Source organism: Kutzneria sp. CA-103260, from assembly GCF_018263855.1.
Taxonomy (GTDB): domain Bacteria; phylum Actinomycetota; class Actinomycetes; order Mycobacteriales; family Pseudonocardiaceae; genus Kutzneria.
On the sequence record NZ_CP073318.1, the window covers coordinates 9,932,443 to 9,957,820 of the forward strand.

Here is a 25,378-nt window from a genome sequence, read left to right on the forward strand (position 1 = left end):
ATGCTGGGTTCGATCGGCCGCCAACTGGAATTCCACGGCCGCGTGTACGCCACACTGCCGAACGCGCTGCGCCGGTACCGGCGGGAAGTGTTCCGGCTGCTGGCCGAGACCTCGCTGGGCACCGGCGGGCTGGCCGTGATCGGCGGCACCGCGGCCGTTGTGGCGTTCATGACAGCGGCGGTCGGTGTGGAGGTCGGCCTCCAGGGTTACGCCGCGTTGTCCGACATCGGCGGCGGTGCGCTGGCCGGGTTTCTCTCCTCCTACGCCAACACGCGGGAGGCCGCGCCGCTGGTCGCCGGCATCGCCCTGACCGCGACGGTCGGCGCCGGCTTCACCGCGCAGCTGGGGGCGATGCGAGTCAGCGAGGAGATCGACGCGCTGGAGGTGATGGCCATTCCGTCGCTGCCGTTCCTGGTCGGCACCCGCATCCTGGCCGGGCTGCTGGCCATCGTGCCGCTGTTCGCGCTGGCCGTGCTGACCTCGTTCACCGCGACCAAGCTGGTCGTCACCGTCGGCTTCGGCCAGCCCTCCGGCACCTACCAGCACTACTTCGACATCTTTCTCAATCCCACGGACCTGTTCTGGGCGTTCGCCAAGGCGCTGCTGATGTCGGTGGTGGTCATGTCAGTGCACTGCTATCACGGCTTCACCGCGCGCGGCGGCCCGGCCGGTGTCGGCATCGCGGTCGGCAAGGCCGTGCGGACGTCGCTGGTCGCGGTGCTGCTGGTGGACATGGCCGTCGACTTCAGCGTGTTCGGCAACGCCGCGACCGTGCACATCGCCGGATGAACCGGCACACCGCGCTGGGGGCCGCGTTCGTCGTCGCTGTGCTGGCGGCGTCGGCGCTGGTCGCCGCGCAGTTCGAGGGCGCGCTGGACCGGTTCGTGCCGGTTACCGTGCTGGCCAACCGGGCCGGGCTGCTGATGGACACCGGGGCCGAGGTGAAGGTTCTCGGCGTCACCGTCGGCACGGTCCGCACTGTCACGCCCACCGCCGACGGCGCGGAGCTCGGTGTCGGCCTCGATCCGGCGCTGGTGGACAAGGTGCCGGCGGACGTCACCGCCAATGTCGTGCCGCTGACCATCTTCGGGGCCAAGTACATCGAGTTGGTCCGGCCGGCCGGGCCCGCGTCGCCGATCAAGGCCGGCGCGGTGATCGCCAGCAGCCGGGTCGCGGTCGAGATCAACGAAACCTTCGAGCACCTGTTGGGGCAGTTGAACGCGATCGAGCCCAGTCGGTTCAACCTGGCGCTGACCGCTGTCGCGGACGCGTTGCGGGGCAACGGGGACAAGCTCGGGCTGCTGGCCGCGGACCTCGACGGCTACCTGGCCCAGCTGAACTCCAGCTTGCCGGCGTTGGGGGACGACCTGGCCAAGGCGCCGTCGGTACTCGACACGTATGCGGCGGTGGTGCCGGACGCGATTCGCATCGGCGACAACCTCGGCGTCACCAGCGACACCCTCGCCGCCGGGCAACTGGCCGGATTCCTGCTGTCCCTGACCAAGTTCGGCAACCAGGGGGCCGACTTCCTCGGCGGCGTCGACCAGCCGCTGACCGAGGCGCTGCGGATCAGCCGTCCCACCGCCGACCTGCTCGCCGGCTACGCGACCATGTTCCCCTGCCTGTTCCGTGGTCTCGACCTCAACCGGGAGCTGTTGAGCCGCAACCAGGACAGCGGCCTGCACGTGGACATCACGGTCGGCCCCGGCGCGCAGCCGTACCGGTATCCCCAGGACCTGCCGCAGATCCATCCGGGCACCGGGCCCAGCTGCCACGGAATGGCCGGGCCGCGGTGAAGTTCCTGGTGTTCTTACTGGTCAGCGTCGCCGCCGCGGCGCTGGTCGGCGTGACGCTGTCCGGCGGCGCGTCGAGCGGCCCGGCCGACGACTACCACGCGATCTTCGCCGACGCGTCCAATCTCGTGGCCGGCGACGAGGTCCGGGTGGCCGGCATCCGGGTCGGCACCGTCGGCGAACTGTCCATATCGGACGGAGACCGGGTGCTGGTCACCTTCTCGGCACAGCGGACGGTCGAGCTGACCACCGGCACGCACGCCGCCGTGAAGTACAAGAACCTGGTCGGCGACCGCTACCTGGAGCTCACCGCCGGCGATGGCCCCCGGATGTCGCCCGACGGCACGATTCCTGTCGGGCAGACCATGCCGGCCCTCGACCTGGACGCGTTGTTCAACGGCTTCAAGCCGTTGCTGGCGGCGCTGTCCCCGGACCAGGTCAACCGGGTCTCCGGCGAACTGGTCACCGTGTTACAGGGTGAGGGCGGCACCATCGACGATTTGCTGGCCGCGCTGGCGTCGGTGACGTCCGCACTGGCCGACCGGGACCGGGTGATCGGCGACCTCATCACCAACCTGGACGCCGCGCTGGGCAAGGTGAACACCGGCGAGCTGGGGCAGCTGATCACGCAGTTGCAGCAGCTGGTGAGCGGTCTGGACGCCGACCGGGACCAAATCGGCGACGCCGTCACGCACATCGATGCCTTGACCGGCAAGACCGCCGCGCTGCTCAACATCGTCCGGCCGCCGCTGCACGACGACATCGGCCGCCTCGGCCAGCTGGCGAACACCTTGAACGCCAACAAGGACAGCATCATCGCCGCGCTGGCCGAGCTGCCCGACGCCTATCAGCGGCTGAGTCGCGGCGCGGCCTGGGGCGGCTACTTCAACGTCTATCTGTGTGGCCTGGGCATCAAGCTGACGGATCCGATCGCACTGCGCAGCGGCATCGCCCGCTGCCGGCCGACGAAGTGAGGGCGGCATGACGAAGACCTTCGCCGAACGAGATCCGGTCAAGCTGGGCGTGATCGGCACCGTTGTGCTGGTTACCGTGGTGGTCGGCGCGTTCATGGCGCCGCGGGTCATCGGCGGCCGGCAGTTCACCGCCGAGTTCGCCGAGGTGGGCGGCCTGACCGGCGGTGACCCGGTGGTGGTGTCCGGGCTCAAGGTGGGGTCCGTCGACGGCGTCGACCTCGACGGCGACCGGGTCGATGTCACGTTCTCCCTGACCGACAACAACGTCCGGCTCGGCGGCGACACCAGCGCGGCGATCAAGGCCGAGACGGCGTTGGGGCGCAAGGAACTCGCGTTGACCCCGGCCGGGTCGGGCGATCTGCGACGGATCCCGCTCAGCCGAACCACCGTTCCCTACGACGTCACCGAAGCGCTGTCGGACGTCACCTCGAATGTGTCCCAAGTAGACACCGGCAAGGTGGCCAGCGCACTGGACACCTTGTCCGACACGTTCAAGGACACGCCGCCGCAGGTGAAGGCAGTATTGGACGGGCTGAGCCGGCTGTCCGAGACCGTCAGCTCACGGGACGCCACGCTGCGGGATCTGTTGGTGCACGCGGACAATGTCAGCGGCGTGCTGGCCCAGCGCGACGACCAGCTGGTCAAGATCCTGGCCCAGGGCTCATCGCTGCTGGCCTCGCTGAACCAGCGCGGGGCGGCGATCCGGTCCCTGCTGACCAATTCCGTCGCGGTGTCGGACCAACTCAGCGGGTTGGTCGCGGACAACAAGGCCCAGCTGGATCCGTCCCTGAAGCAGCTCGACGACCTGTTGACCGTGCTGCGACAGCACCGGGCCCAGCTGGGCCAGGTGCTCGACCGGACCGGGCCACTGGTGCGGGAGATCGGCGAGGCCGTCGGCTCCGGGCCGTTCGTGGACACCCAGGTCGGCAACCTGGTGCCCACCAACCTGGTGCCGCTGCTGCCGGAACTGCTGGCCAGGGGAGGAAAGTGAACCTGCACCGGCTGACCGTGGCCGCGGTCGTGGTGGCCCTGTTGGCCTCGACGGCGTACGTCGTGCTGAACCCGGGCGGGCAGCGGACCGCGACCCTGGAGTTCACGCGGGCGGTCAACCTGCATCCCGGCGACGACGTGCGGGTGCTCGGCGTGCGGATCGGCGAGGTCACTTCGGTGCGGCCCGATGGCGATCAGGTCGCCGTCGGCATCGGCTACGACCGGCCGGTGCCGGCCAGTGCCAAGGCAGTCATCGTCACGCCCAGCGTGATCAGCGGTCGCTTCGTGCAGCTCACGCCGGCGTACACCGGCGGGGCGCAGCTGGCTGACGGCGCGGTGGTGCCGAAGGACCGGACCGCGGTGCCGGTGGAGTGGGACGAGCTGAAGGACCAGCTGACCAGGCTGTCCACCGCGCTGGCGCAGAACGGTTCCCTGCCCAACGCGATCGACACCGCGGCCGCCAACCTGCGGGGCAACGGCGGCTCGATCCGGAAGACGATCACCGAGCTCGCCAGGGCCGCGAGCACGCTGGCCGCCGGCAGCAAGGACCTTTTCGGCACCATCACCAACCTCCAGGTCCTAGTCACCGCGCTGAACGGCGCCGACGCCCAGGTCCGCGAGTTCAGCGCGCAGCTGACGGCCATCGCCAAGCTGGTCGACGACAACAAATCCCAGCTGGCGGCGGCCCTACAGGCCCTGGACCGGGCCACCGCCGACGTCGCGGACTTCGTGGCCCACCACGGGGACCGGCTCGGCGCGACCGTCGGGCAGCTGGCCGACGTGACCAAGATCCTCGCCGACGACCGGGCCCAGCTGGCCGAGATCCTGCACCAGGCCCCGACCACGCTCGCCGACACGCTGGCCATGTTCGACCCGGCCACGAACAGCATCCAGGCCCGGCTGACCATCAACAACACCCAGGATCTCGCCGGGTTCACGTGCGTCACGCTGTTCTCTCTCGGTGGCACGCCCGATCAGTGCCGTCAGACACTGGATCCGTTGCTGCGCCTGCTGAACATGAACACCGTGCCGGTGGCGTTGAACCCACCGAACCTGCCCACGCTGTTGCTTGGCGGTGGCCGATGAGAATCCTGCTGGCGCTGGCCGCTGTGGTGGGTTTGACGGCGTGTGCACGCGACACGTACTCCGTGCAGGCTGAGTTCACCAACGTCGCCAACCTGGTGCCGAACTCCGAGGTCAAGGTCGACGACGTCACCGTCGGCCGGGTCAGCGACGTGCGCCTGGACGGCTGGCACGCCCGGCTGACCCTGGAACTGGGCGACGGCGTGCGACTGCCGGCCAACGCCATCGCCAAGATCGGCCAGAAAAGCCTGCTGGGGGCCGAGTACGTCGAGCTGGACCGGCCGTCCGACCCGCAGGGACAGCTGCACGGCGGCGACCTGATCCCGCTGGGCCGGACCGATCGCTACCCGGAGACCGAGGAGCTGCTGGCCGGATTGTCGTTGTGGCTCAACGGCGGCGGCCTGGAGAACCTGCGGACGATCTACACCGAGGTCGACAAGGCCCTGGGCGGCCGGGAACAGGTGACCCGCGACCTGCTGGACAAGCTGCGCACCTTCACGACCTCGGTCGACCAACAGAAGGCCGCCATCGTCGCGACCATCGACGCCCTGGACAACCTGAGCAAACCCCTGGCCACGCAACGGGATCAGCTCGCCCAGGCGCTCGATCACGTCACCCCCGGCGTCACGTTGCTCAACCAACAGCGGACCACCTTGACGTCGGCTCTGACCGCGCTGACGTCGTTCTCCGATGCCGCCACCAAAGTCATCGACCACACCCAGGACGATCTCGACGGCAACCTGCGTGATCTCCAACCGATCCTGGCCAATCTCGTCGCCGCCGGTGACTCGTTGCCCCGCTCGTTCGACGTCGCCGGCACCCTGCTGTTTCCGTTGTCCACGTTCAACAACAGCTTTCGCGGCGACTTCGTCAACGTGTACGCCTCGGTCGACCTCTCGTTGCAGGCCGTCAATCCGCTGCTGGCCCCGCTGGGCGGCCGCTGATGTTCAGCCGCCTGGTCCGCATCCAGCTCGCCGCCTTCTCGGCGCTGACGGTGTTCGCCGTGTCGGTGATCGCCGTCGACTATCTCGGCCTGACCGGCGGCAAGTACACCGTCACCGCCGACTTCGCCGATGCCTCGGGGTTGTACGCCGGCGCGGAGGTGACCTACCTGGGCGTGCAGGTCGGCAAGGTGACCTCGATGGATCTCGGCACCGACGGCGTGGCGGTCGGGCTGTCGCTGGACCAGCCCGTGCCGGCCGCGCTGCGGGCCGAGATCCACAGCACCTCGGCGATCGGCGAGCAGTACGTCGACCTGTCGCCGACCGGCTCTCTCACCGAGATGGCCGTGGACGGCACCACGATTCCCGCCGGCCGGACCAAGCCGATGACGCCGACCGACGCGCTGCTGTCCAGTGTGGACTCGTTGGCAAAGGCGGTGCCGACCGACCAGCTCCGGACCGTGCTGGCCGAGGTGACCACGGCGTTCCAGGGCTCGCACGACGATCTGGGGCAACTGCTGAACCAGGCTTCGCTGCTGGTGCACAACGTCGCGGTCGACATCGGACCGACCACCGGTCTGATCACCCAGCTCGGGCCGTTCCTCGACACCCAGCACGACCTCGACGGCCAGATCCGTTCGTACACCAGGGATCTGGCCTCGTTCACCGACCAGCTCCGGCTCAGCGACGACGACCTGCGCCGCCTGCTCGGCACCGTGCCCGGCTTCGACGACCAGGTGCTGAGCTTGCAGGATCGGCTCCGGCCGACGCTGCCCATGCTGCTGGGCAACATGATCGCCACCGGCCAGGTCGTCCGCACCTATCTGCCCGGCGTCGAGCAGTTCCTCTCCGACTATCCGGCGACCGTCGCCCTCATCCAGAACATGTTGCTGCGGCACAACGGGGACATCGCCGCCACGCTGCGGCTCAACATCAACGACCCGCCGCCGTGCACCACCGGGTTCCTGCCCAACCCGCAGCGGCGGGATCCCAGCGACACCAAGGACATCGCCGCGCCGAGCGACCTGTACTGCAAGGTCGGGCCGGCTGATCCACGGATCGTTCGAGGTGCGCGGAACACGCCGTGCCTGAACGCCCCTGGCCGACGGGGCGCGAGTCCCGAGCAATGCCAAGAAAAGGAGCCCGCATGGCAGAAGTTGTTCGTGAAGTGAGGCCGTGGCGGCGCCGGATCCTGCCGGCCGCCGCCATGGTGCTGGCGGCCGCACTCGTCGCCGTCGCGACCCTGTTGCTGCTCAAGCTGACCGACGCCAACGCCGACGAGGTCAACCGCGAGTCGGCGCTCCAGGTCGCCCGGCAGGTCGCCGTCGACCTCACCACCGTCAGCAAGGACACCGCGCAGGGCGATGTGAACCGGCTGCTGGACGTGGCCACCGGCTCGTTCAAGGACCAGTTCGCCCAACAGGCCGACGTGTTCCGCAAGGTCGTGCAGCAGGCCTCGGTGACCTCCAGGGGATCCGTGGCCGAGGCCGGCGTGAGCAGCGTCGACGGGGACACCGTCACCGTGCTGGCCGCCGTGTCCGCGACCGTGCAGAACGCCGATGCTCCCAGTGGGGAACAGCGCCAGTACCGGATGAAGATGCAGCTGCAACACGACGGGGACCGCTGGCTGGTCTCGGATCTGGAGTTCGTGCCGTGAGGTTCGTACAGCGCTTTCTTCTGGGGGTGGCCGCGGCGGCGGTTCTCGGCCTGTGCGCCGCGACCTTCCTTTTGTACCAACGGGTTGAGGCTGCGTCCGAAGTGGACTCGGCTCGGCAGTCGGCCGTCGACGCGGCACAGACCCGGTTGCCGCAGCTGCTGTCGTACGACTACCACACGTTGGACAAGGATCTGGCCGGCGCGCGGGCCGGCACCACCGGGGCGTTTCGCGATCAGTTCGCCGAGCTGAGCACCAAGGTTGTCGCCCCGGCCGCCCAGAAACAGCAGATCGTCACCAAGACCACCGTCGCCGGCACGTCCGTGGTCAGCGCCGAGCCGAATCGCGTGGTGCTGCTGGTGTTTCTCGACCAGGTCACGCAGACCGGGGCCGACCCGTCGTCCCGAGTGGACGGTGCCCGGGTGCGGGCCACCCTGCAGCGGCAGGACGGCCAGTGGCTGGTGTCCGAGCTGACTCCGGTGTGAGGAGACTCAGACCCGGGCGGTGATCTCCCCGAGCAGGTCGTTCGCCCCGGCGACCAGGGACTCCGGGGTGGCCGGCCGGACGATCAGCCACTGCTCGCCGCCCGCGCCGGGCTTGTGCTGGAACAGCCAGCGGCCCGACTCGAAGTCCATGTAAGTCATTGGATTCTCGCTGCGGCGGTGCCGGCCCATGCCGTCCCGGGCGGCCGCGTACAGCCGACCGCCGCCCAGCCGGGGCTCGGCCAGCAGCCGCTGCAACGCGCGCTCCTCGGGCGGGTCCTGGTCGGTGCCGGACTGCAGCCAGCTCTGCGGCTCGTCGTCGTAGCTCGACGCGGCCGGCTGGCCGGTGCCGACCCGGTTGGCCGCCGCCAGCGAGATGCTGATCGACTGGCCGCGCCCGGGCGGCGCCGGCGGCAGCAGGCCGACCGCCGCCTCTGCCAGCTTGTCCGGCGCGATCGGCCGCAGGTGCAGCGCGCGGTCGTCCAGCACGGCCAGCACCGCCGACCGGCCGTCGCTGGCCGCCACCGCGCCGACCGTGACCCGGTTGTGGTAGCCGACGCTGCCGTACAGCTGCAGCGGCGGCCGGGCCAGCAGGGCCATCGTCGCCACCAGGTCCGGGTGCGCGCTCATGCCGTTGGCCATGCCGATGCGGGCCAACTCGTCGTAGGCCCGCCGCTCCCAGGCCGGGTAGTCGGCCAGCGTCACGTCCGGGAGCGGCACGGCCAGCGTCGCGTGCTGCTCCTCGATGCCGTGCCGCTGGCGCACCGCTTCCCACGCGTCCTTCGAGACGCTCACCGGTGCCCTGAGCACTGCTTCAGCCCCCAATCACCCCACCCGGCGGCAATGTCGCCGGGAGGTCCCCCACGATCTCGTCTTCCTCGGTGACCAGGTAGGCGGCCGACTTGTGCTCGCCGTCCTCTTCCTTCTTGCCACCCCGGCCCTGGCCGCCGCCCATCATGCCGCTGTTCGCGCCGGCCGCACCCCGTGCGCCGGCCATGCCGGAGCCCATGCGGCCACCCTCCTCGCCTGCACCCATGCCCGCCGCCGCCCCGGCACCCGGCTTCGCCCCGGCACCCGCCGTGGACCCGGAACCCATGGCACCTCGGGCACTGCCGTAGCTTCCGGCACTGCCGCCGCCACTCCCGCCGTAGCTGCCCCCGCCACCGCCGCCGAAGCCACCGCCTCCGACCGGAAAGCCACCGCCGAACCCACCGCCGCCACTCCCGTCGCCGCCGCTACCCCCGCCTGGGTACGACCAGGAGCCGCCGCCTGTCGGGTAGCCGCCGCCACCGCCGGCACCCTGGAGGTTGGTGCTCGACGGGCCGGGAGGCGGCACGTACTGGCCGTTGCCGTCAGCGCCGATGCCGCCGGGGTTGTATTGCCCGCCGCCAGGGTTCGTGCCCGACTGGTAGGAGCCCCCGCCACCGCCGCCCGTGCCTCCGACGTTGTGGGAGGAGTAGCCCCCGCCGCCGCCGGTACCCGAACCGCTGTACCCGCCGGAGCCGTTGCCGACCGGCCCCACCTGGTTGCTGGACAGGCTGATGCTGTTGGCGTTCATCGTGTCGTTGTCGGTGAACCCGGGGAACGTCTGCACATTCGACGTGGTCGACTTGCCGTACGCCGAGTACGCCGCGGCATTGGCGTTGTTGATGCTGTTGTTCTTGTCGACCGCGTCATCGTGGTCGGTGTTCCACGGCACGTAGTCCCCGTACCAGGGCTGGTCCGGCACCGGCACAGTGTTGTTGATCTTACTCTGTGCCGTGGTGAATTGGCCGGCCTGGTTCGTCAGCGCGGTTGACGCTTGCTGCGACATCGTCTGGCCGTCGCCCATCCCCTTGACCAGCGGATCAAAGGCGCTCTGCATGCTGTCCGCGGCGGACCCGGTGTAGGTCGTCTTGATGTTGCCCAACGCCGTCTTGAAGGCTGTCTGCATCTCACCGTATTTCTGTGAGAGGCCTTGGAACCCTGTTGCGTTTTGGTGAATAGGCCCGTCGCCTTTGACGCCTTCGTGGAACTGCTGGTAAATCGTTCCCTGGCCGGCCCGGCAGAGCGGCGTGAACGTGTAGCCGTTTCCTTGTCCGTTTCCACTCATGGGATCACCTCGACGCCTTGATGTTGTCGAGCAACAGTGGTGTGAGCGCATCAGATACGGTGCACGGATTGTTGTAATACTGGGAGCTCTTGTCCGCCCACTGGACCGAAACCTCGACCGTCGCGTGGCTCGAGACAGCGGCGCTCGTTGAGCACTCGCCGTTAGGTGGGTTCTTTAGGCCTGTGTTGCGGGCAGTGTAGCCCTCGATGGGGGCAATGTTCTTGGCGTAGGGAAAATTGCCGTTACTGGCGATCATGGCGCTGGGTCCGAGGTTCGGGTAAACATTGATTGAGACAGTCGCCATGCCGCTGTCGGCCGGCAGAAGGTCGCACCCGGCGTAATCGGACTGGTTAACGGGGCTGGTGGTTCGCACCTGACCCATGTATGGCGCCAACTGTGCAGGCGTCAGACCGCCGCACAGATTCTGCTGGAGCTTGGTCGTGTCCAGTGGGTTCGAAACAGTGTCGGCGCTGCTCGTCGCGGTTGTTGTGGACGCACCCGTGGTCGGGCCGGCGGTCCCACCCGGATTGTTGTTGCAGCCGGCGAGGGCCAGAGCGGCGACGCCGCTGAGGATGGTCACGGTGAGCGTGGTCTTCGATCGCACGTGTCAGGCCCTCAATGTGTTGTCGTGTTCGGTCTGCTTGTACTGCTCCACCACAGCGTTGACCTTCTTGATCAGGTCGGCGAGCTCTTGCTGCTTGCCCTGATTCCACGTCGCGTGCTGCGTGACCATTTGGTTGGCCGAGTTGGCCCAGGCCGCACTGTAGTCGTCATGGCCAGGCGGGAAGACGACAAGCTCACGGTTGGCCTGCGCCTGCGCGATTTGCAGCTGGTCCAGCTGCGCCTGGAGGGCGTCGGTGAACTTCTTGGCATCGTCGATGTCGATGCTGTAGCCGCCGCCAACGTCGATCTGACCTGCCATCGTCCCCGTCCCCACCTAGCTTCCCCGTACCCGCCACTTAGGCTAGCCGACCGTGCACCGCGGCGCGGGTGAATCCCTCAGCAAGGCGACTCAAGCTCCACCTGCCGTGACGCTGGTGACTGTCCGTCATCGATGGGACTTCGACGCAGGTCGGGGGCGGGTGGTTCCGGGCAGGCACTAGGGCGAACGGGTGATCTGGGCCGCAGTGGCCAAGGAGCGGGCCCGGGTGAGCAGCAGGAAGGCCAGCACGGCAAAGACGGCGACGGCGGCCATGACGACGCCCATGGATACGGCGGAGCTGGCCAGCGGGGCGGCGACGCCGCCGATGAGGAACTGGGCGGTGCCGAGCAGGGCGGAGGCGTTGCCGGCTTTGTCGGGATGGTCGCTCATGGCCAGAGCGGTGGCGTTGGGGAAGACCATGCCGACGGAGGCGGCCAGCACGAACAGTGAGGGCAGCACGCCGGGCAGGCCGAGGCCAGTGAGCACGGAGAGTAGGAAGGCGACAGCGCTGAGTACGGTGCCGGCCAGTCCGGCGGCGAGCAGCCGGCGTGGGGAGAAGCGGCCCAGCAGCCAGCTGTTGACCTGGCTGGCGGCCATGATGGCCAGCGAGTTCACGCCGAACACCAGGCTGAACAGCGGCGCGGACAGGCCGTAGGTGTCCTGAAGCACGAACGAGGAGCCGGAGATGTACGCGAACAGGGCGGCGAAGGCGAGGGCGCAGGACAGGGCGTAGCCGACGAAAACTCGGTCGGCCAGCAGGGAGCCGATGGACAGGCGACCGCGGTGACGGCGTTCCCGGGGCAGCGACTCGGCCAGCGTCAGCGTGACCAGCACCAGAAGAAGCAGCCCGATCGCCGACAGCACCACAAATACCCCGCGCCAGGTGGTCCAGTGCAGCACGACCGCGCCCAGCGCCGGCGCGACGACCGGGCCGAGGCTGTTCACCAGCATCAGCAGGGAGAAGAACTTGGCCAGCTCGCGGCCCTCGAACAGGTCACGGGCGACGGCCCGGGCGATCACGATGCCGGCCGCGCCGCCCATGCCCTGCACCAGCCGCAGCACGGTCAGCGTCAGCGCGGACGGCGCGGCGACGCAGGCCACGGAGGCGACGAGGTAGATCACCAGCCCGACCAGCAGCGGTCCACGGCGGCCGAGCCGGTCGGAGAGCGGGCCGGCGATCAGCTGGCCCACGGCCAGACCGATGGTGCACGCGGTCAGCGTCAGTTGGATGTCCGACGGTGTCGCGGTCAGCTCCCGCGCCATCGCCGGAAAGGCCGGCAGGTACATGTCGATGGACAGGGGCGCGAACGCCGACAGACTGCCCAGCACCACCGCCAGCCCGGCAGTTCTCGCCCTGGTCACAACTGGCGAGGATACGTCGCCCGATTGGGGTAGCGTCCCGGTCATGATGGCCGTCACGCCGATGCTGCCCGCTCACGCGGACGCCGTGTTGGAGATCTACCAGCAGGGCATCGACACTGGCAACGCGACCTTCGAGACGGCCGCGCCGAGCTGGGCCGACTTCGACGCCGGCCACCTGCCGGGGCACCGTTTCGTCGCGCTCGACGGGGATCGGGTGCTGGGCTGGGTCGCCTGCTCGCCGACGTCCAGCCGGGCGGTGTACGCCGGGGTGGTGAGCGAGAGCGTGTACGTGCGTCCCGACGGCCGCGGCCGGGGTGTCGGGCGGGCGCTGCTGAACTGCATGATCGCCAGCACCGAGGCGGCCGGCATCTGGACGCTGCGGGCCGGCATCTTCCCGGAGAACACCGCCAGCCTCGGCCTGCACGAGAAGCTGGGCTTCCGGATCGTCGGCGTCACCGAGCGGATCGGCCGGTTCCGGGACGGCCGGTGGCGGGACGTGGTGCAGCTGGAGCGGCGCAGCGCGGTCGTCTGACTGTCCGATGTGGATTGTCGTGTCGAGGCCATGACATCTGTCGTGGTCGCCGTGCGGACGCCGGTGTCAGACTCGATGCCATGCGAGCCAGGGGAATCAACTACGACACCGGTTTCGAGCCGGGCGACGAGCTCAGCCGGCCGGTGTTCGACCTCGCCGACGTGCGGCGGGAGATGCGGGTCATCGCCGAGGAGCTGCACTGCACGACGGTCCGGATCAGCGGCGCGGACCCGGAGCGGATCGCCCAGGCGGCCGCGATCGCGGCCGAGTTCGGACTGGAGGTGTGGTTCGCGCCGTTCCCTTGCGACCTGACGTCGGAGGAGATGCTGCCGCTGTTCGTGGACTGCGCCACGAAGGCCGAGCAGGTGCGCCTGAACGGTGCCGAGGTCGTGCTGGTCCTCGGCTGCGAGGTCAGCCTGTTCGCCAAGGGTTTCCTGCCCGGTGACAACGTGTACGCCCGCCTGGACGGCGTCATGAACGGCAAGCCGGAGACGTACGCCGCCTTCGCCACCGCCCCGGAGAAGATCAAGGCCTTTCTGGCGCAGGCGGCCGCGGCCGTCCGGGAGCGGTTCGGCGGCAAGATCACTTACGCGTCCGGGTTGTGGGAGGACATCGACTGGACGCCGTTCGACATCGTGTCGGTCGACGGCTACCGGGACAAGGAGAACGCCGCCACCTTCCGCGACCAGCTCGCCACGCGGACGAAGTGGGGCAAGCCCCTCGCTATCACCGAGTTCGGCTGCTGCACGTACGCCGGGGCCGGCGACCGTGGCGGCGCGGGCTGGGCCATCGTCGACGACAAGGCCGATCCGCCCCGGCTCAACGGCGACTACGTGCGCGACGAGCAGGAGCAGGTGCGCTACCTGCGGGACCATCTGGCGATCTTCGAGGAAGTCGGTGTGGACACCGCGCTGTGGTTCACCTTCGCCTCCTACAACGCGCCGTACAACCCCGATCCCCGGTATGACCTGGACATGGCCGCCTACGGCGTGATGCGGGTGACCGAAGAGGGTCTGGTGCCCAAGGAAGTCTTCGCCGCGCTGGCCGAGGCCTACCGCCGCTGACGCTTCGGCCGCGGCCGAACTGTTGCGGCGCTAGGGTTTTCGCCATGGATCTGGAACTGCCCGTGCCGCAGCCCGTGCCGACCGTGGCCTGGCTGCGGGCCATGGTCGCCCGGTTCAGCTCCGGCCCCGACCACCGCCGCCGGCGGGCCCTCGCCGTGGCCGAACTCGCGAAGATCGACCCCGCCGAGCTACGCCGCCGAGCGGCCGAAACTTCTTGCACCGCAGCCGAAGTGCTGGCCCAAGCCATGGGCATCGACGCCGGCGAGGCCGTCGCCGACGTCGCCCGGGCGTACCACCCGCACACTGTCGCCGACGAGGCCGCCGACCGGGCTGTCGCTCGCCTGGTCGACGCCTTCGGCGGCGTCACCGATGAACTGACCGCCGCCCGGATCAGCCTGCTGGTGCAGAGTTGTGACGCCACTACTGCCTTGGTGGCCAAGGCCCGCAACCACGCCACGATCGACGAGACCCTCCGCGACGACCAGCCGCTGCGCACCACCCGCCGGGTTCGCGACGGCGAGGTGGTGTTGGTCAGTCTCGACGGCCACCCCTTCGGGGCCGGCACTCACGAATGCCCGGGACAGGCCCACGCCATCGCCCTAGCTGAGGGAATCCTGTTGCGCACCAAGGAGTAGCACGCGAAGTCCGTGTTCGAAGTGGCGGTCGGCATCGGGTAGCGGCTCGGTGGCCTGTTGCTCCTCGATGACGCAGCCGACGGTGTACCGGCTGACGGCCAGCACGGTGCCGAGAGTGTCCTCCTGGCTCAGGCCGTCGGCGATCATCATCTCGACCAGCCGCTGTAATGAAGTCGTGTCGCCGGCCCGGGGGACGGTGCCGGCATGCAGGCGAGCGCCGTCGCGGTGAGCCAGGAGCCCACGGCGGAAGGCGCGGGCGCGATCGGCCAGCCACTCTGGCCAGGCCTGGCCGGGGAGCGGATGCTCGACCGGGTCCATGGCCGCGGCGGCGATCTCAGCCGACAGGGCGTCGAGCAGGGCCCGTTTGTCGGCGAAATGCCAGTACAGCGTGGGCGCCTTGATGTCGAGGGCGTCCGCGAGCCGGCGCATGGACAGGCCGTCCAGGCCGACCTCGTCCAGCAGTCGCAGCGCGGTGGCCAGCACGGTGTCCCGATCCACGGTTGTCACCCTAACACTGTTCGGGTACCGTCTCTAACGGTGTTAGAGACTACGGATGTGGTGATTGTCGGGGCCGGGCCGGTCGGGGCGATGCTGGCGGCGGAGCTGCGCCTACAGGGGATCGGCGTGGTCGTGCTGGAACGGCTGACCCGGCCGGCCGGGCTGTCCAAGGCGAATGCCCTGCACGCCAGGACGATCCAGACCTTGGACCGAAGAGGCCTGCTGGCCCGGTTCCAGCCGGTGGCCGGGACCCGGCCGACGCGTGGCCGGGCCCAGTTCGGTGGGCTGGCCGTGCTGGACCGTGACGCTGTAGAGGTCGACGTGCCGATGATGCTGGGCGTCCCGCAGGCCGAGACCGAGCGGATCCTGCTGGACCACGCCATCGCCCTCGGCGCGGACATCAGACGGGGCGAAGAGGTGGTCGGGCTCGCCGAGGCAGTGGTGGAAACCGCTGCTGGGCAACGGATCGCCGCGAAGTTCGTGGTCGGCGCGGACGGCGGCCGGAGTACGGTTCGCAAGCTCGCCGGCATCGATTTCGCCGGCACCGACGCCACTGTCGCAGCGCTGCTCGGCGACGTGACGGTCGAGGACCCGGGGGCGATTCCCTTCGGTTGGCACCGCACGGACCGTGGCTGGGTCGTCGGCATGATCCGCCCCGACGGCGTCGGCCGCGTCTTCGCCTTCACCTTCGACGGCCCGCACGCGGACCGGGATGCCCCGCTCAGCCTGGGCGAACTTCAGTCCACAGTGGAGCGAATTCTCGGCCGGCCGGTACCGATGCGTGATCCCCGTTGGCTGTCCCGCTTCGGCGACGCCTGCCGGCAGGCGGTCAGCTACCGCAAGGGCCAGGTGCTGCTCGTCGGCGACGCCGCGCACGTGCACTTCCCGGCCGGCGGCCAAGGGCTCAACCTCGGCCTGCAGGACGCCGTCAACCTGGGCTGGAAGCTCGCCGCGACGATCAACGGCACCGCCGCCGACGGGCTGCTCGACACGTATCACGCTGAGCGGCACCCGGTCGGCGAACGCGTGCTCCGCAACGCCCGCGCCCAGGTCGTGCTGATGGACCCGGACCCGAGGTTCGACCCGCTGCGCGAGCTGTGCACGGAGTTGATGCTGCTGGACGAGACCAATCGGCACCTGGTCTCGATGCTGGCCGGGCTCGACGTGCACTACGAACCCGGGGAGCATCCGGCGATCGGCCACTATGCGCCGGCCTGGCCCGGGCTCGCCGAGCGGCTGAGGGGCGGACGGTGGGTCTACGTCGGCCCCGCGCCGCTCGACGGCGCCGAATGGCTGCCCGGGGAGGAGCAAATGCTGATCCGGCCGGACGGCTATGTGGCGTGGGCCGGGGATGCGGGAATGACCGAGGCGCTGCGGCGGTGGGTCACTTCTTTCCCAGCAACGACCCCACATCGCTGAGCAGCCCACCCACCACCGCTCCGACCACGTTCGGCGGTGGAGTCGTGGTGGTCGTGGTCGGTGGCGTGGTGGTTGTCGTAGTAGGAGGTGAAGTGGTCGTGGTGGGTGGCGTTGTGGTGGTTGTGGCAACCGGCGGCGCGGCAACGGCCGGGATTACGCTCACGCCACCGGAGTAAGCGGTGATCCACTGGAAGACGTCGGCCAGGTAGGCGCCGTCATGGTTGTAGCTGAGGATGGCGTTGACGAGGTCGCCGTTCAGGGCCAGGTCACGGCCGTCGGCGCACAGGTAGTCGGCGGCGGAAGCGGTGGCGTCCCAGACGTTCTGCGGGTCGGCGGTGCCGTCGTGGTTGGCGTCGACGCCCCACTTGGCCCAGGTGGACGGCAGGAACTGCATGGGCCCAACGGCATGGTCGCCGTCGGCCAGTTCGGGACCGAAGATCGGCTCGGTGACGGTGCCACGGGCATCGACCTGGCCGCTACGGGCGTGATTGGACTCGACTTTCCCGATGCCAGCGAGCACCTGCCAGCGCAGATGGCACCCCGGCACACGGCCGGCGGCCTGCTGGTAGGCGGCCAGCAGCACGGCGGGAATCCGGCTGTCGACGACGGTCGGGATCGGCTTGTACGGCACGACGTGATCGGGATAGACGACCTGCACGTCGGGACGCTTGTGTGGCGCGGTGGGCGAATGTGCCGGCGGCACAATGCGATCCGGCACGTTGGCAGCGGCCGGCTGGGCGGCGACCAGCGCGGCCGGCGGGGTCGTGCTGGCCGCACAGGTCACGGCCAGCACGCCGGCCAGCGCGACCAGACCGGTCGAGGCACGACGAGACAACGCAGGGCTCCAATCAGGGGGGCGGAGAGGACCGTGGCCCGGCGGGACGACGGGCCGGGCCACGGTGGGTCTTTCCGCGGAAACTCAGGAACGGTCGGGCAATCGCCTCAGAACAGGCGGCCGAACACCTGGGAGACCGACTGCACCGCGCCGAACACCGGCACGCCCAGCGGGTCGAAGGTCCAGATGTTGTTGAGACTGCTGGTGTCCGGCTGGTCGACCACGGTCACGCCGTCGGCCATCGCCGGCGCGGCCGCGCCGATCAGGGCGGCGGCGACCAGCGCGCCGGTGACGAGAGTCTTGCGCATGGGGGATTCCTTTCCTTCTCAGCCGCTGATGAGCTTCAGCAGGCCGTCGACGGGGGCGAGCACCTGAGTGGGCACGGGCACGGTCGGGCCGAGCACCGAGCCGACGTCCAGGCCGGGCAAGGCCCAGATGGGCAGGGTGTCGGCGCTCGCGACGCCGGCGCCGGCGGCGAGCAGGGCGGCGGACAGCAGCCCGACGGTGAGGACCTTCTTCACGGGTTTCCTTTCAGCAGACGGAATCGGTGGGCTTGGGATTGCCGAGGCCGAACAGCGGCCGCAGGGGCACGCCGACGTAGGTGCCGACGATGGCGGCGGCGCCCCACAGCCAGCCGTGCAGGCTGAACGAGGCCACGCCGGAGAAGTAGGCGCCGATGTTGCAGCCGCCGGCCATCCGCGCGCCGAAGCCCATCAGCACACCGCCGATGACCGCGCCGACCGCCATCTTCCACGGCACGGCCCGGTGCAGCACGAACGCGCCGGCCAGGGCGGAGGCGATCAGGGCCCCGAGCATGATGCCGAAGTCCATCACCGACACGCGGTCGGCGAGCACCGAGGCATGCAGGGCGGCGGCGTTCTTCGGGATCGTCCAATAGGGAGCGCTGGAGATGTCGATCCCTATCCAACCAAGGAACTTCGCACCCCACAAGGCGAACGCGGCGGTGATTCCCCACGGGCTGCCGGAGATGAACAGCGTCACGGCGTTGAGCACGGCCAGCAGGATCGCGCCCACCCACAGCGGCCACGCGCCGCGCAGCACCCGCGTCCAGCCCCGGGCCACGGGAGCTGGCTCGATCGGCGGTGGGTTGCGACGTCGTTGCAGCAGCAGGGAACCGGCCGCGATCGCGCCGATGATGAGGAACGAGAACAGCACGCCGCCGCCGTACCCCAGCGGCGTGCTGGCCAGTGACACGGTCGGGCCGAGCGACTGGAGGTAGCCGATCCAGGTCGCGGCGAAGGCGCTGCCGATCGACCCCAGGATGAATCCACCCAGGGTGTACAGGATCGCCGTCTGCCCGCTGCCGACCGCGAACAGCGTGCCGGACGCGCAGGAGCCGCCGATCTGCATGCCCACGCCGAAGATGAACGCCCCGAGCGCCACCCCGATGCTCGCCGGCAGCACGATTCCCTGCGGTGCGCCGGAAAGTCCGAAGCCGGACTGGAGGATCACCGCGAACAACAGCACCGCGACGGCCAGCATCAGCATGTGGGCCCGGATCGCCGCACCCTGGCCGACCGCGACGATCTGCCGCCAGGCCGAGGTGAAACCGAAGCGGGAGTGAAACAACACCAGGCCGAGCGCCAGCCCGACCACGTACAGCAGGGCCAGCTTCCAGCCCGCCGCGTGGTAGACGGCGAAGCCGAGGATGGCGGCCAGCGCGGTGCCGACGACGATCACACCGGATCTGGCCGACGGCGCTTCGACCGCCACCACGGGCAGTCTCTCGTTGGCGACAGACATCGTCCCTCCTAACGACTCGGGGCAGGGGAAGGGAAAAGGGGAGTGGAGAGCAGGTTCCAGCGATCGGTCACGACAGCGGTCCCGAGATCGGGACGATGGTGCCGTTGGGCACCCACTGGCCGGGGTAGGCCATCTCCATCCCGTCCATGGTGCTGTCCATGGGCATGGCGTCGACCTGTGCCGACGCGTACAGCCGCACGGCCGGCTCGGTCTGCTGGCCCTGGGCGGCGAGCCACTGGTCGAGGCCGCCGATGGTGCCGGTCTCGCCGGGGAAGGCGTTGGACAGCGCGACGGTGTAGGCCAGGGTCCGCGGATCACGGGGGTCGAAGTGCAGCGGAATGGCCGAGCTGACCACGGACTTCAGCAGCGGGGCGGTGAGCAGCCAGGGGGCGAGGTACACACCGTAGACGTAGGTCGGCTTCTGGGTCTGCTCGACGGCGACCTTGGCCAGTTCGGTGGCCGCGTCGGACCAGCCGGCCACCACGACCAGGGCGCTGTTGGGCTGTTCGGTGTCGGAGACCGGGATGCCGGCCTGCCGCACGACTTCCTCGGCGGCCTTGGCCCGGGCCGAGCCGTCGCCGACGACCGTGACGGCGGGGATCTTCCGGCCCTTCAAGTAGTCCACAAGCTTGTGGACAGAATCGGTGTCCTCTGTGGACAAGGAGTCGCTGGGGCACGAGGTGAGGGCGAGCCGGCTGCCGCCGATCAGACCGCCCAGCGCGGCGTTGGCGCACTCGGGGTCGACGGCACGAGCGGTGGCACCAGAGCCGGTGTCCACGGCCAGCGTGGAATCCTTGCCGTCACGAAAGACCTGCAAAGTGCTGCGGCCCGGTGGCAGGTCGATCTCCGCCCAGGTGCCGTTCATGCCGGGCCGGGCCACGGCTTTCACGCCGTTGACGGTCGCCGCGTCCGGCAGGTGGACGAGGTTGCGGCCAGGGCGTTGCGGGGCGACCAGAACCGGTGCACCGGAAGCATCACCGAGCAGCGGCACGCCCGGAGTGGGCAGGTCGGTCGGCCGGGGAATCGCGCCCAGCGCGGCCCACGCCACGTAGGCGATCACCACCAGCAGCGCGCCGACGGGGTAGAGCCGCGGCACGGGCAGGGCAAGAGTCAATACGGTGACGACTATCGGCAGCAGTGCCACCAAGAGCAGCGCCAGCCCGAAGCCGGTGTCGTAGAGCCGGCGGTCGAAGCCGATCCCGGACACGGCGATCTGCAGCACGCCGGCCAGCGCGAGCACGATGGCCAGCGTCAACGCCACCGGCTTGGGCCGCAGCCGACCGGCCGGCGCGGGCGGGATCAGCGTCAGCCCCAGCCAGGCGACCACGCCGACGGTGTAGCCGGTGTCGGCCAGGAACTCGATCCCCATGTGGCTCAGGGAGATCTCGGAGATCAGCACCACCAGCAGGCCGAAACCGAGGTACGTGGCCGGCGTGCGCCAGCGCAGCGTCGCCGGCACCGCGACGGCCAGCAGCAGCTGCCCGATGGCGAATGCCAGGTTGGTGTCCAGCCACAGCAGGGAAATCACGTCGGCCACAGCCGTGACGGCGGCCGCGATCCATGCGATGACAACGGTGCCGCGCGGCGTGGCGGCCACGGCCGGCCGCAACAACCCGATGCCGGCGACGGTCGCGCTGGCCAGCAGCAGCACGATCCTGAGCAGCAGCACGGCGGCCGGCACACCGGATGCCGGCAGGTCCGTGCCCATGTCGGTCATGTTCACAGGGGATCCCGCTTCACCTAGGGCGGGTGGCGCCGCGGTCGGGGCGGCGCCACCCGCGTCCGCTACTTCACGTCGGCGTCGGCCACGACAAACAGCTCGGAGTGCGGCTTGGCGTTGCCGAAGTCCCCGTGCGGCCAGGACTTCCGGTTGAAGTTGATGCCGACCTGCCCCGTGTACTCGTCACGGAACGAGGTGTCGACGGTCAGCTTGCCGTCCGGCCCGATGTCCACCATGTTGACCTTGTGGTCGCCGTCGATGCCGGACCGCGCCACGAAGTAGTCCGACACCGCGACCCGGTCGGGGTTGTCGGTCTCGTGGTAGTAGCCGTCCGCGCCGATCTGGAAGTTGTCGTACGTGCCCCAGTGCGGACCCTGGCCCGGCGTGCCCGGGTTGATCGCCGCCGCGCCGACCAGGGTCGGGCAGTCGGCGCCGCCGCCGTTCTGGGCCTTGGCGATGGTGTCGATGGTGCAGGTGTAGTTGTCACCGTCGGACAACAGCTTGCGGATGTCCAATGTGTACACACCGCCGACCGTGCCGGGGTCGTCGGCCGACAGCGTGCCCTTGGGCCGGCCGATCACCGCGTGGTACAGGTAGTGGTCGTCCGGGCTGACCTGCACCCAGCCGCCGTTGGTCCCGCCGCCGTTGGCCTCGGTCGCGTTGGGATTGAAGGCCTTGGTGGCGGTGCCGTCGTCGAACACCTCACGCCAGTGCGGCTGGGCCGCGGTGATGTCGGGCGTGTAGAAGATGGCGCCGCCCTGCATGGTCTGGGCGAACGCGCCCTTGTGCCCGGGCTGGTTGGTGACGGTGTTCTCCATCGCCGCCCGGCTCTCCGAGTGCAGCGGGTCGGCCGGGTTGGCCCGCGGGCCGTCCGGCAGGTAGCTGACCGCCCGTAGCTTCGGGTTGTTGCGGTCGGAGATGTCCCAGGTCCGGATGGTCGGCCGGCGCAGGTAGGGCGAGGGCTGCTTGACCGGGTCCAGGATGATGTTGCGTGGCTCGGCGTAGTCGCTGGTGATCATCGTGTTCAGGTCCTCGCGGGCCTGGATGCCGTGCGGGTTGGCGCAGGTCGGGCTGCCCAGCTGCGGCAGGTTGTCGCACAGCTTGGGGTCGTCGCCCTGCGGGGTGTCGGCCGGCGACTGGGACAGCACCTTGCCGTTCTGGTCGAAGTGGATCACCTCGCCCGGGCTGCCGGCGAAGCCGTTGCCGATCACCGTCGAGCCGTCGCCGTACACGTACGGGCCGGGCACCACCGGCCCGCCCATGTAGGTGCCGTAGGCGGTGCCGTCCTTGAGCGTCCAGTACGCGTCCGGCACCGAGCCGCCCAGCGTCTGGCTGGGCAGGCTGATGCCCTTGAGCTTGAGCTGGGGCAGCGAGGTCACGTCGAACGCGTAGGTGGCCGCGGCGAACAGCGCGCCGGCGTAGATGGTGTCGCCCTTGTGCCACACGTACTGCATGTGGTGCGGCTCGTTCTCCACCAGCGGGCCGACGGTGGCGGTGTTGACCACCTTGCCGTAGTCGGGCGAGCCCTTGGTGGCGTCGATGACCGCGAGGAAGTCCGGTCCTGGCAGGGCGTTGCGCACCTTGGTCAGGCCGCCGCCGAGCGTGCCCGGCAGGTTCTTGATGTCGGGCACCAGGGTGTCGGCGATGTTCTCGTCGCCGGCCCAGACCAGCAGCCATTCCTTGCGGGTGTTGGCCTTGGCCACGTACTGCGGCACCAGGTGGTTGGTCACCGAGTAGTCCTTGCCGTCCGAGCCGGTGACGTGCTCGGTGCTGACCTGGACGTCGGCGTAGGCGGATGTGCCCGCGGCCGGGAAGACGACGGCGGCCGCGGCGAGAACCGCCGCCGCGCCGGCCACCCTCGTCCGTCGTCGGCCGGGCGAATTCACTGACATGTGTTGTGTGCTCCCTATTCGTCACAGGAGAAAATGCGCGTGACTGTCCGACCGGACACCGGAGGCGGTGTTCGGGCAAGCGCTTTCAACGGCTCCCGACTATGTCGGAGTCCGAGGAATGTGAGATGGCCTCAGCGGCCGAGACAGAGGTCGCTCGCCTGCCGTTGCAGGTCGACATGCCGGCGAATGGTCAGATAGACCCCGCGCATCATGCGCAAGATGATGCTGCGTTCGGAGTAACTTGTCAATGAGTTCCCCAAGGGCGGGAAATGCCCCCGAATGGGTGAGAGCTATTGACGTGTCGGTGACAGACAAAAGGCCGCCGGTTAGCCGGCGGCCTTTTGTTAATGGATCGGGTCAGCCGAGGAAACGGCCGACCGCGACGAAGGTGGCCAGCAGTAGCAGAATTACGTTGGCGGGCAACGGTTGCCGCTCGTTTCGGGTGAGGTGGACTCGGATCGCGCCGACCTGCACGACGACCAGGCCGATGGCGGCGATCGGCGTCAGAATCGGGGCGATTCCGGTCAGTTGGGGCAGGATCAGACCCGCCGCGCCGAGCACCTCGACTGCGCCGATCGCCTTCACGCCGGCGTCCGAGCTGTCCTCCATCCAGTTGAAGTTGCCGGATGCCGCGAGTCGCTCGCGCGGCTGGGCCACCTTGATGCCGCCCGCGGCGAGGTAGACCAATGCGAGCAGAACTTGCGCGACCCACAGTGCGATGTTCACGGGACTCCCCAATCCTTACCCCTTGTGCGTAGCCTCATGGTCTGTCCGCATGGACGGCGCTGCAAAAGGCACACCGATGTATGTGTCCAGGAAAGGCGGCTCGACTATGACGCAGGTCACAGGCAAGGGCAACTGTCCGCCGCCGATCAAGGACGGCGGCGCGGTCCGCGAGGTGCTGGACCGGATCGGCGACAAGTGGAGCCTGCTGGTCGTCGGCACCCTGCGCGAGGGGCCGATGCGCTTCGGCGAGCTGGAGAAGGCGATCGCCGGCATCTCGCAGCGCATGCTCACGCTGACGTTGAAGCACCTCGTCGAGGACGGCCTGGTCTCCCGCACCGCCTATGCCGAGGTGCCGCCGCGCGTCGAGTACGAGGTGACCGAACTGGGAAAGACGTTGGTGCCGCTGGTGATCGCGCTCGCCGAGTGGGCGATGGCCAACCGCGAGCAGATCAACGCCAATCGCAACTCCTACAGGTAGCTTCGGATTCGGTCGCGGTGAGGCCTGCGCTGCAACGCTTCCGTGGCCGCGATGACCACTTCGGACAGTGGGTACGGCAGCTCCGCGTCCAGCTCCCGCCCGGCGGCCTCCGCGGCCTGCCACGCCTGCTCCATCTTGGGCAGCAGCTCCCGCGTTCGGGCGGTGAGGTCCACGATCCGTTGCCGCGCATCGGTTCCCGGCGACAGTGATACCAATCCTTGACGGTCCATCTGCGCGACTGTCTGGCTTGCCGCCGAGTGGGTGACCTCCACCGCCGCGGCCAGGTCGCGGATCGAGCTCGGGCCGAGCGCCGCCAGCGTGCGCAGGAACGGCGCGTAGCGCGGCCGGAACCCGGTCAGGCCCAGCTCCTCCTCGACGACCGCGACGTCGCCGTCCAGCAGCTCGATGAGGTGGCGCAGTCGTGTGCCCAATCCCGGTCCCGTCACCCGGTCAATATAACAGTGCTAATGTAACAGCGCTGTTGTAACTGAGCGAGGGGGAGACCCATGCGTGACCGCTACCCGGACATCGAGCCCTACGAGCACGGCCGGCTGGACGTCGGCGACGGCAACCTCATGTACTGGGAGACCTGCGGCAACCCGGACGGCAAGCCGGTGCTGTCGGTGCACGGCGGCCCCGGCAGCGGCTGCAGCCCCAACTCCCGCCGCTACTTCGATCCCGAGCGCTACCGAATAGTGCTGTTCGACCAACGCAACTGCGGCCGCAGCCTGCCCAACGCGAGCGACCCGGCCGTCGACCTGTCGGCCAACACCACCGACCACCTGATCGCCGACATGGAGCTGCTGCGCGAGCACCTCGGCATCGACCGCTGGATGCTGTTCGGCGGCTCCTGGGGGTGCGTGCTGAGCCTCGTCTACGCCGAGCGGCACCCGGACCGGGTGACCGAGCTGGTGCAGATGGGCCTGGCCACCGGCCGTCGCGACGACGTCGAACTGCTGACCCGCGGCCTCGGCGGCATGTTCCCGCAGGCGTACGAGAAGTTCGTGGCACTGCTGCCCGAGGACGAACGCGACAACACCGCGGCCGGCTACTCGAAGCTGCTCAACGACCCGGACTCCGCCGTGCGCGACCGGGCCACGCGCGCCTGGTGCGACTGGGAGGACGCGATGCTCCCGTACGCGCCGCCCCGCGCCATGTACGAGGAGGACGAGAAGTTCGCCTACGCCTTCGCCCGGCTGGTCACCCACTACTGGAGTCAGGACCACTTCATCGACCCGGACGAGGTGCTGGCCAACGCCGGCCGGCTCAGGGACATCCCGACCGTGTTCGTGCAGGGGGTGCTCGACCTGGGCAACCTCGTCGGCACACCGTGGCTGCTGGCCCAGGCCCTGCCGCAGGCCGAGCTGATCATGGTGCCGGACGAGGGCCACAGCCTCTCCGCCCCCGGCATGCGACATGCCCTGGTCACGGCCACCGACACGTTCGCGGAAAAAACTTCTGGCAGGGTGTCGAGCGGGCCGACCGCCGATCGACGCGTAGGTGAGAAGGCACCCTGACCTGA

Annotated in this window: 29 protein-coding genes; 15 read left to right on the plus strand and 14 right to left on the minus strand. The window is 69.4% G+C overall.

The features are described 5' to 3' along the window. From JJ691_RS44450 to JJ691_RS44490, 9 genes are read left to right on the plus strand one after another with little or no spacing between them, the layout of a single operon-like run. The gene (locus tag JJ691_RS44450; protein WP_211765414.1) at positions 1–789 is read left to right on the plus strand and encodes an ABC transporter permease; all 789 of its coding nucleotides are present in this window, start codon (positions 1–3) and stop codon (positions 787–789) included. Beyond that, complete coding sequence (locus tag JJ691_RS44455) at positions 786–1,796, plus strand: MCE family protein (RefSeq protein WP_211765415.1); 1,011 nt, start codon at positions 786–788, stop codon at positions 1,794–1,796. The genes JJ691_RS44450 and JJ691_RS44455 overlap by 4 nt, the downstream gene beginning before the upstream one ends. Positions 1,797–1,804: 8 nt before the next feature. Beyond that, positions 1,805–2,767, plus strand: coding sequence for an MCE family protein (locus JJ691_RS44460; RefSeq protein WP_211765416.1), 963 nt, complete (start codon positions 1,805–1,807; stop codon positions 2,765–2,767). Between the two features lie 7 nt (positions 2,768–2,774). Continuing rightward, positions 2,775–3,758, plus strand: coding sequence for an MCE family protein (locus tag JJ691_RS44465; RefSeq protein WP_211765417.1), 984 nt, complete (start codon positions 2,775–2,777; stop codon positions 3,756–3,758). Next, positions 3,755–4,843, plus strand: a complete 1,089-nt coding sequence (locus JJ691_RS44470; protein ID WP_211765418.1) for an MCE family protein — start codon at positions 3,755–3,757, stop codon at positions 4,841–4,843. The genes JJ691_RS44465 and JJ691_RS44470 overlap by 4 nt, the downstream gene beginning before the upstream one ends. After that, on the plus strand, positions 4,840–5,784 hold the full coding sequence (locus JJ691_RS44475) for an MCE family protein (RefSeq protein ID WP_211765419.1): 945 nt from the start codon (positions 4,840–4,842) through the stop codon (positions 5,782–5,784). The genes JJ691_RS44470 and JJ691_RS44475 overlap by 4 nt, the downstream gene beginning before the upstream one ends. Next, positions 5,784–6,953, plus strand: a complete 1,170-nt coding sequence (locus JJ691_RS44480; RefSeq protein WP_211765420.1) for an MCE family protein — start codon at positions 5,784–5,786, stop codon at positions 6,951–6,953. The genes JJ691_RS44475 and JJ691_RS44480 overlap by 1 nt, the downstream gene beginning before the upstream one ends. After that, positions 6,929–7,438, plus strand: coding sequence for a hypothetical protein (locus JJ691_RS44485; protein WP_211765421.1), 510 nt, complete (start codon positions 6,929–6,931; stop codon positions 7,436–7,438). Before JJ691_RS44480 ends, JJ691_RS44485 begins: the two co-directional genes overlap by 25 nt. After that, positions 7,435–7,920 (plus strand): hypothetical protein, encoded by a 486-nt coding sequence (locus JJ691_RS44490; RefSeq protein ID WP_211765422.1) that lies wholly within the window; start codon positions 7,435–7,437, stop codon positions 7,918–7,920. The genes JJ691_RS44485 and JJ691_RS44490 overlap by 4 nt, the downstream gene beginning before the upstream one ends. A gap of 6 nt (positions 7,921–7,926) precedes the next feature. Here the strand turns inward: JJ691_RS44490 and JJ691_RS44495 are convergent, their stop codons facing one another. The 5 genes from JJ691_RS44495 to JJ691_RS44515 all read right to left on the minus strand — a co-directional run bounded on the left by JJ691_RS44495 (position 7,927) and on the right by JJ691_RS44515 (position 12,293). Further along, complete coding sequence (locus JJ691_RS44495) at positions 7,927–8,712, minus strand: ESX secretion-associated protein EspG (RefSeq protein ID WP_211765423.1); 786 nt, start codon at positions 8,710–8,712, stop codon at positions 7,927–7,929. A gap of 19 nt (positions 8,713–8,731) precedes the next feature. Then, the gene (locus JJ691_RS44500) at positions 8,732–10,009 is read right to left on the minus strand and encodes a WXG100 family type VII secretion target (protein WP_211765424.1); all 1,278 of its coding nucleotides are present in this window, start codon (positions 10,007–10,009) and stop codon (positions 8,732–8,734) included. Positions 10,010–10,013: 4 nt separating this feature from the next. Then, the gene (locus JJ691_RS44505) at positions 10,014–10,589 is read right to left on the minus strand and encodes a DUF3558 family protein (RefSeq protein ID WP_211765425.1); all 576 of its coding nucleotides are present in this window, start codon (positions 10,587–10,589) and stop codon (positions 10,014–10,016) included. A gap of 27 nt (positions 10,590–10,616) precedes the next feature. Beyond that, positions 10,617–10,931, minus strand: coding sequence for a PE domain-containing protein (locus tag JJ691_RS44510; protein ID WP_211765426.1), 315 nt, complete (start codon positions 10,929–10,931; stop codon positions 10,617–10,619). 177 nt (positions 10,932–11,108) lie between these two features. Continuing rightward, a complete protein-coding gene (locus tag JJ691_RS44515) occupies positions 11,109–12,293 on the minus strand; it encodes a multidrug effflux MFS transporter (RefSeq protein WP_249227424.1) in 1,185 nt (394 codons plus the stop codon). Positions 12,294–12,336: 43 nt separating this feature from the next. Between JJ691_RS44515 and JJ691_RS44520 the strand changes: the two genes are divergently transcribed. The 3 genes from JJ691_RS44520 (at position 12,337) to JJ691_RS44530 (ending at position 14,524) form a co-directional block, all read left to right on the plus strand. Next, the gene (locus tag JJ691_RS44520; protein ID WP_249227425.1) at positions 12,337–12,825 is read left to right on the plus strand and encodes a GNAT family N-acetyltransferase; all 489 of its coding nucleotides are present in this window, start codon (positions 12,337–12,339) and stop codon (positions 12,823–12,825) included. A gap of 80 nt (positions 12,826–12,905) precedes the next feature. Then, positions 12,906–13,889 (plus strand): hypothetical protein, encoded by a 984-nt coding sequence (locus JJ691_RS44525; protein ID WP_211765427.1) that lies wholly within the window; start codon positions 12,906–12,908, stop codon positions 13,887–13,889. 44 nt (positions 13,890–13,933) lie between these two features. Beyond that, complete coding sequence (locus JJ691_RS44530) at positions 13,934–14,524, plus strand: oxidoreductase (protein WP_211765428.1); 591 nt, start codon at positions 13,934–13,936, stop codon at positions 14,522–14,524. Here the strand turns inward: JJ691_RS44530 and JJ691_RS44535 are convergent. After that, a complete protein-coding gene (locus JJ691_RS44535; RefSeq protein WP_211765429.1) occupies positions 14,489–15,031 on the minus strand; it encodes a TetR/AcrR family transcriptional regulator C-terminal domain-containing protein in 543 nt (180 codons plus the stop codon). The genes JJ691_RS44530 and JJ691_RS44535 overlap by 36 nt on opposite strands. A gap of 48 nt (positions 15,032–15,079) precedes the next feature. On the opposite strand from JJ691_RS44535, the gene JJ691_RS44540 reads away from it, so the two are divergent. Further along, on the plus strand, positions 15,080–16,441 hold the full coding sequence (locus tag JJ691_RS44540) for an FAD-dependent monooxygenase (protein WP_211765430.1): 1,362 nt from the start codon (positions 15,080–15,082) through the stop codon (positions 16,439–16,441). Here JJ691_RS44540 and JJ691_RS44545 read toward each other — a convergent pair. The 7 genes from JJ691_RS44545 to JJ691_RS44575 all read right to left on the minus strand — a co-directional run bounded on the left by JJ691_RS44545 (position 16,407) and on the right by JJ691_RS44575 (position 23,378). After that, positions 16,407–17,276, minus strand: coding sequence for a lytic transglycosylase domain-containing protein (locus tag JJ691_RS44545; RefSeq protein ID WP_211765431.1), 870 nt, complete (start codon positions 17,274–17,276; stop codon positions 16,407–16,409). The two genes, JJ691_RS44540 and JJ691_RS44545, sit on opposite strands and share 35 nt — an antisense overlap. A 107-nt stretch (positions 17,277–17,383) precedes the next feature. After that, a complete protein-coding gene (locus JJ691_RS44550; protein ID WP_211765432.1) occupies positions 17,384–17,584 on the minus strand; it encodes a hypothetical protein in 201 nt (66 codons plus the stop codon). Positions 17,585–17,602: 18 nt separating this feature from the next. Beyond that, positions 17,603–17,797 (minus strand): hypothetical protein, encoded by a 195-nt coding sequence (locus tag JJ691_RS44555; protein WP_211765433.1) that lies wholly within the window; start codon positions 17,795–17,797, stop codon positions 17,603–17,605. A 10-nt stretch (positions 17,798–17,807) separates the two neighbouring features. Beyond that, the gene (locus tag JJ691_RS44560) at positions 17,808–19,040 is read right to left on the minus strand and encodes a YeeE/YedE family protein (RefSeq protein WP_211765434.1); all 1,233 of its coding nucleotides are present in this window, start codon (positions 19,038–19,040) and stop codon (positions 17,808–17,810) included. A gap of 67 nt (positions 19,041–19,107) precedes the next feature. After that, positions 19,108–20,757 (minus strand): DUF6239 family natural product biosynthesis protein, encoded by a 1,650-nt coding sequence (locus JJ691_RS44565; protein ID WP_211765435.1) that lies wholly within the window; start codon positions 20,755–20,757, stop codon positions 19,108–19,110. Between the two features lie 68 nt (positions 20,758–20,825). Then, complete coding sequence (locus tag JJ691_RS44570; RefSeq protein ID WP_211765436.1) at positions 20,826–22,652, minus strand: hypothetical protein; 1,827 nt, start codon at positions 22,650–22,652, stop codon at positions 20,826–20,828. Between the two features lie 357 nt (positions 22,653–23,009). Beyond that, positions 23,010–23,378, minus strand: coding sequence for a DoxX family protein (locus JJ691_RS44575; protein ID WP_211765437.1), 369 nt, complete (start codon positions 23,376–23,378; stop codon positions 23,010–23,012). A 106-nt stretch (positions 23,379–23,484) separates the two neighbouring features. Here JJ691_RS44575 and JJ691_RS44580 point away from each other — a divergent pair, with 106 nt between their 5' ends. Then, on the plus strand, positions 23,485–23,856 hold the full coding sequence (locus tag JJ691_RS44580) for a winged helix-turn-helix transcriptional regulator (RefSeq protein ID WP_211765438.1): 372 nt from the start codon (positions 23,485–23,487) through the stop codon (positions 23,854–23,856). Here the strand turns inward: JJ691_RS44580 and JJ691_RS44585 are convergent. Beyond that, positions 23,847–24,302 carry a MarR family winged helix-turn-helix transcriptional regulator gene (locus tag JJ691_RS44585; RefSeq protein WP_249227426.1) on the minus strand — a complete coding sequence of 152 codons (456 nt, stop codon included), beginning with the start codon at positions 24,300–24,302 and terminating at the stop codon, positions 23,847–23,849. The two genes, JJ691_RS44580 and JJ691_RS44585, sit on opposite strands and share 10 nt — an antisense overlap. A 60-nt stretch (positions 24,303–24,362) precedes the next feature. Between JJ691_RS44585 and pip the strand changes: the two genes are divergently transcribed. Next, positions 24,363–25,373: a prolyl aminopeptidase gene (gene pip / locus JJ691_RS44590; protein WP_211765439.1), complete on the plus strand. Its 1,011-nt coding sequence runs from the start codon at positions 24,363–24,365 to the stop codon at positions 25,371–25,373. Positions 25,374–25,378 lie beyond the last annotated feature (5 nt).

Bases quoted from the DNA above. Each gene is read 5' to 3' on its own strand.
- JJ691_RS44550 (WP_211765432.1), bottom strand. From the start codon at position 17,584: ATGCGCAAGACTCTCGTCACCGGCGCGCTGGTCGCCGCCGCCCTGATC.
- JJ691_RS44510 (WP_211765426.1), bottom strand. From the start codon at position 10,931: ATGGCAGGTCAGATCGACGTTGGCGGCGGCTACAGCATCGACATCGAC.
- JJ691_RS44530 (WP_211765428.1), top strand. From the start codon at position 13,934: ATGGATCTGGAACTGCCCGTGCCGCAGCCCGTGCCGACCGTGGCCTGG.
- JJ691_RS44560 (WP_211765434.1), bottom strand. From the start codon at position 19,040: ATGTCTGTCGCCAACGAGAGACTGCCCGTGGTGGCGGTCGAAGCGCCG.
- JJ691_RS44475 (WP_211765419.1), top strand. From the start codon at position 4,840: ATGAGAATCCTGCTGGCGCTGGCCGCTGTGGTGGGTTTGACGGCGTGT.
- JJ691_RS44570 (WP_211765436.1), bottom strand. From the start codon at position 22,652: ATGTCAGTGAATTCGCCCGGCCGACGACGGACGAGGGTGGCCGGCGCG.
- pip (WP_211765439.1), top strand. From the start codon at position 24,363: ATGCGTGACCGCTACCCGGACATCGAGCCCTACGAGCACGGCCGGCTG.
- JJ691_RS44465 (WP_211765417.1), top strand. From the start codon at position 2,775: ATGACGAAGACCTTCGCCGAACGAGATCCGGTCAAGCTGGGCGTGATC.
- JJ691_RS44520 (WP_249227425.1), top strand. From the start codon at position 12,337: ATGATGGCCGTCACGCCGATGCTGCCCGCTCACGCGGACGCCGTGTTG.
- JJ691_RS44455 (WP_211765415.1), top strand. From the start codon at position 786: ATGAACCGGCACACCGCGCTGGGGGCCGCGTTCGTCGTCGCTGTGCTG.
- JJ691_RS44500 (WP_211765424.1), bottom strand. From the start codon at position 10,009: ATGAGTGGAAACGGACAAGGAAACGGCTACACGTTCACGCCGCTCTGC.
- JJ691_RS44450 (WP_211765414.1), top strand. From the start codon at position 1: ATGCTGGGTTCGATCGGCCGCCAACTGGAATTCCACGGCCGCGTGTAC.
- JJ691_RS44580 (WP_211765438.1), top strand. From the start codon at position 23,485: ATGACGCAGGTCACAGGCAAGGGCAACTGTCCGCCGCCGATCAAGGAC.
- JJ691_RS44565 (WP_211765435.1), bottom strand. From the start codon at position 20,757: ATGACCGACATGGGCACGGACCTGCCGGCATCCGGTGTGCCGGCCGCC.
- JJ691_RS44525 (WP_211765427.1), top strand. From the start codon at position 12,906: ATGCGAGCCAGGGGAATCAACTACGACACCGGTTTCGAGCCGGGCGAC.
- JJ691_RS44480 (WP_211765420.1), top strand. From the start codon at position 5,784: ATGTTCAGCCGCCTGGTCCGCATCCAGCTCGCCGCCTTCTCGGCGCTG.
- JJ691_RS44485 (WP_211765421.1), top strand. From the start codon at position 6,929: ATGGCAGAAGTTGTTCGTGAAGTGAGGCCGTGGCGGCGCCGGATCCTG.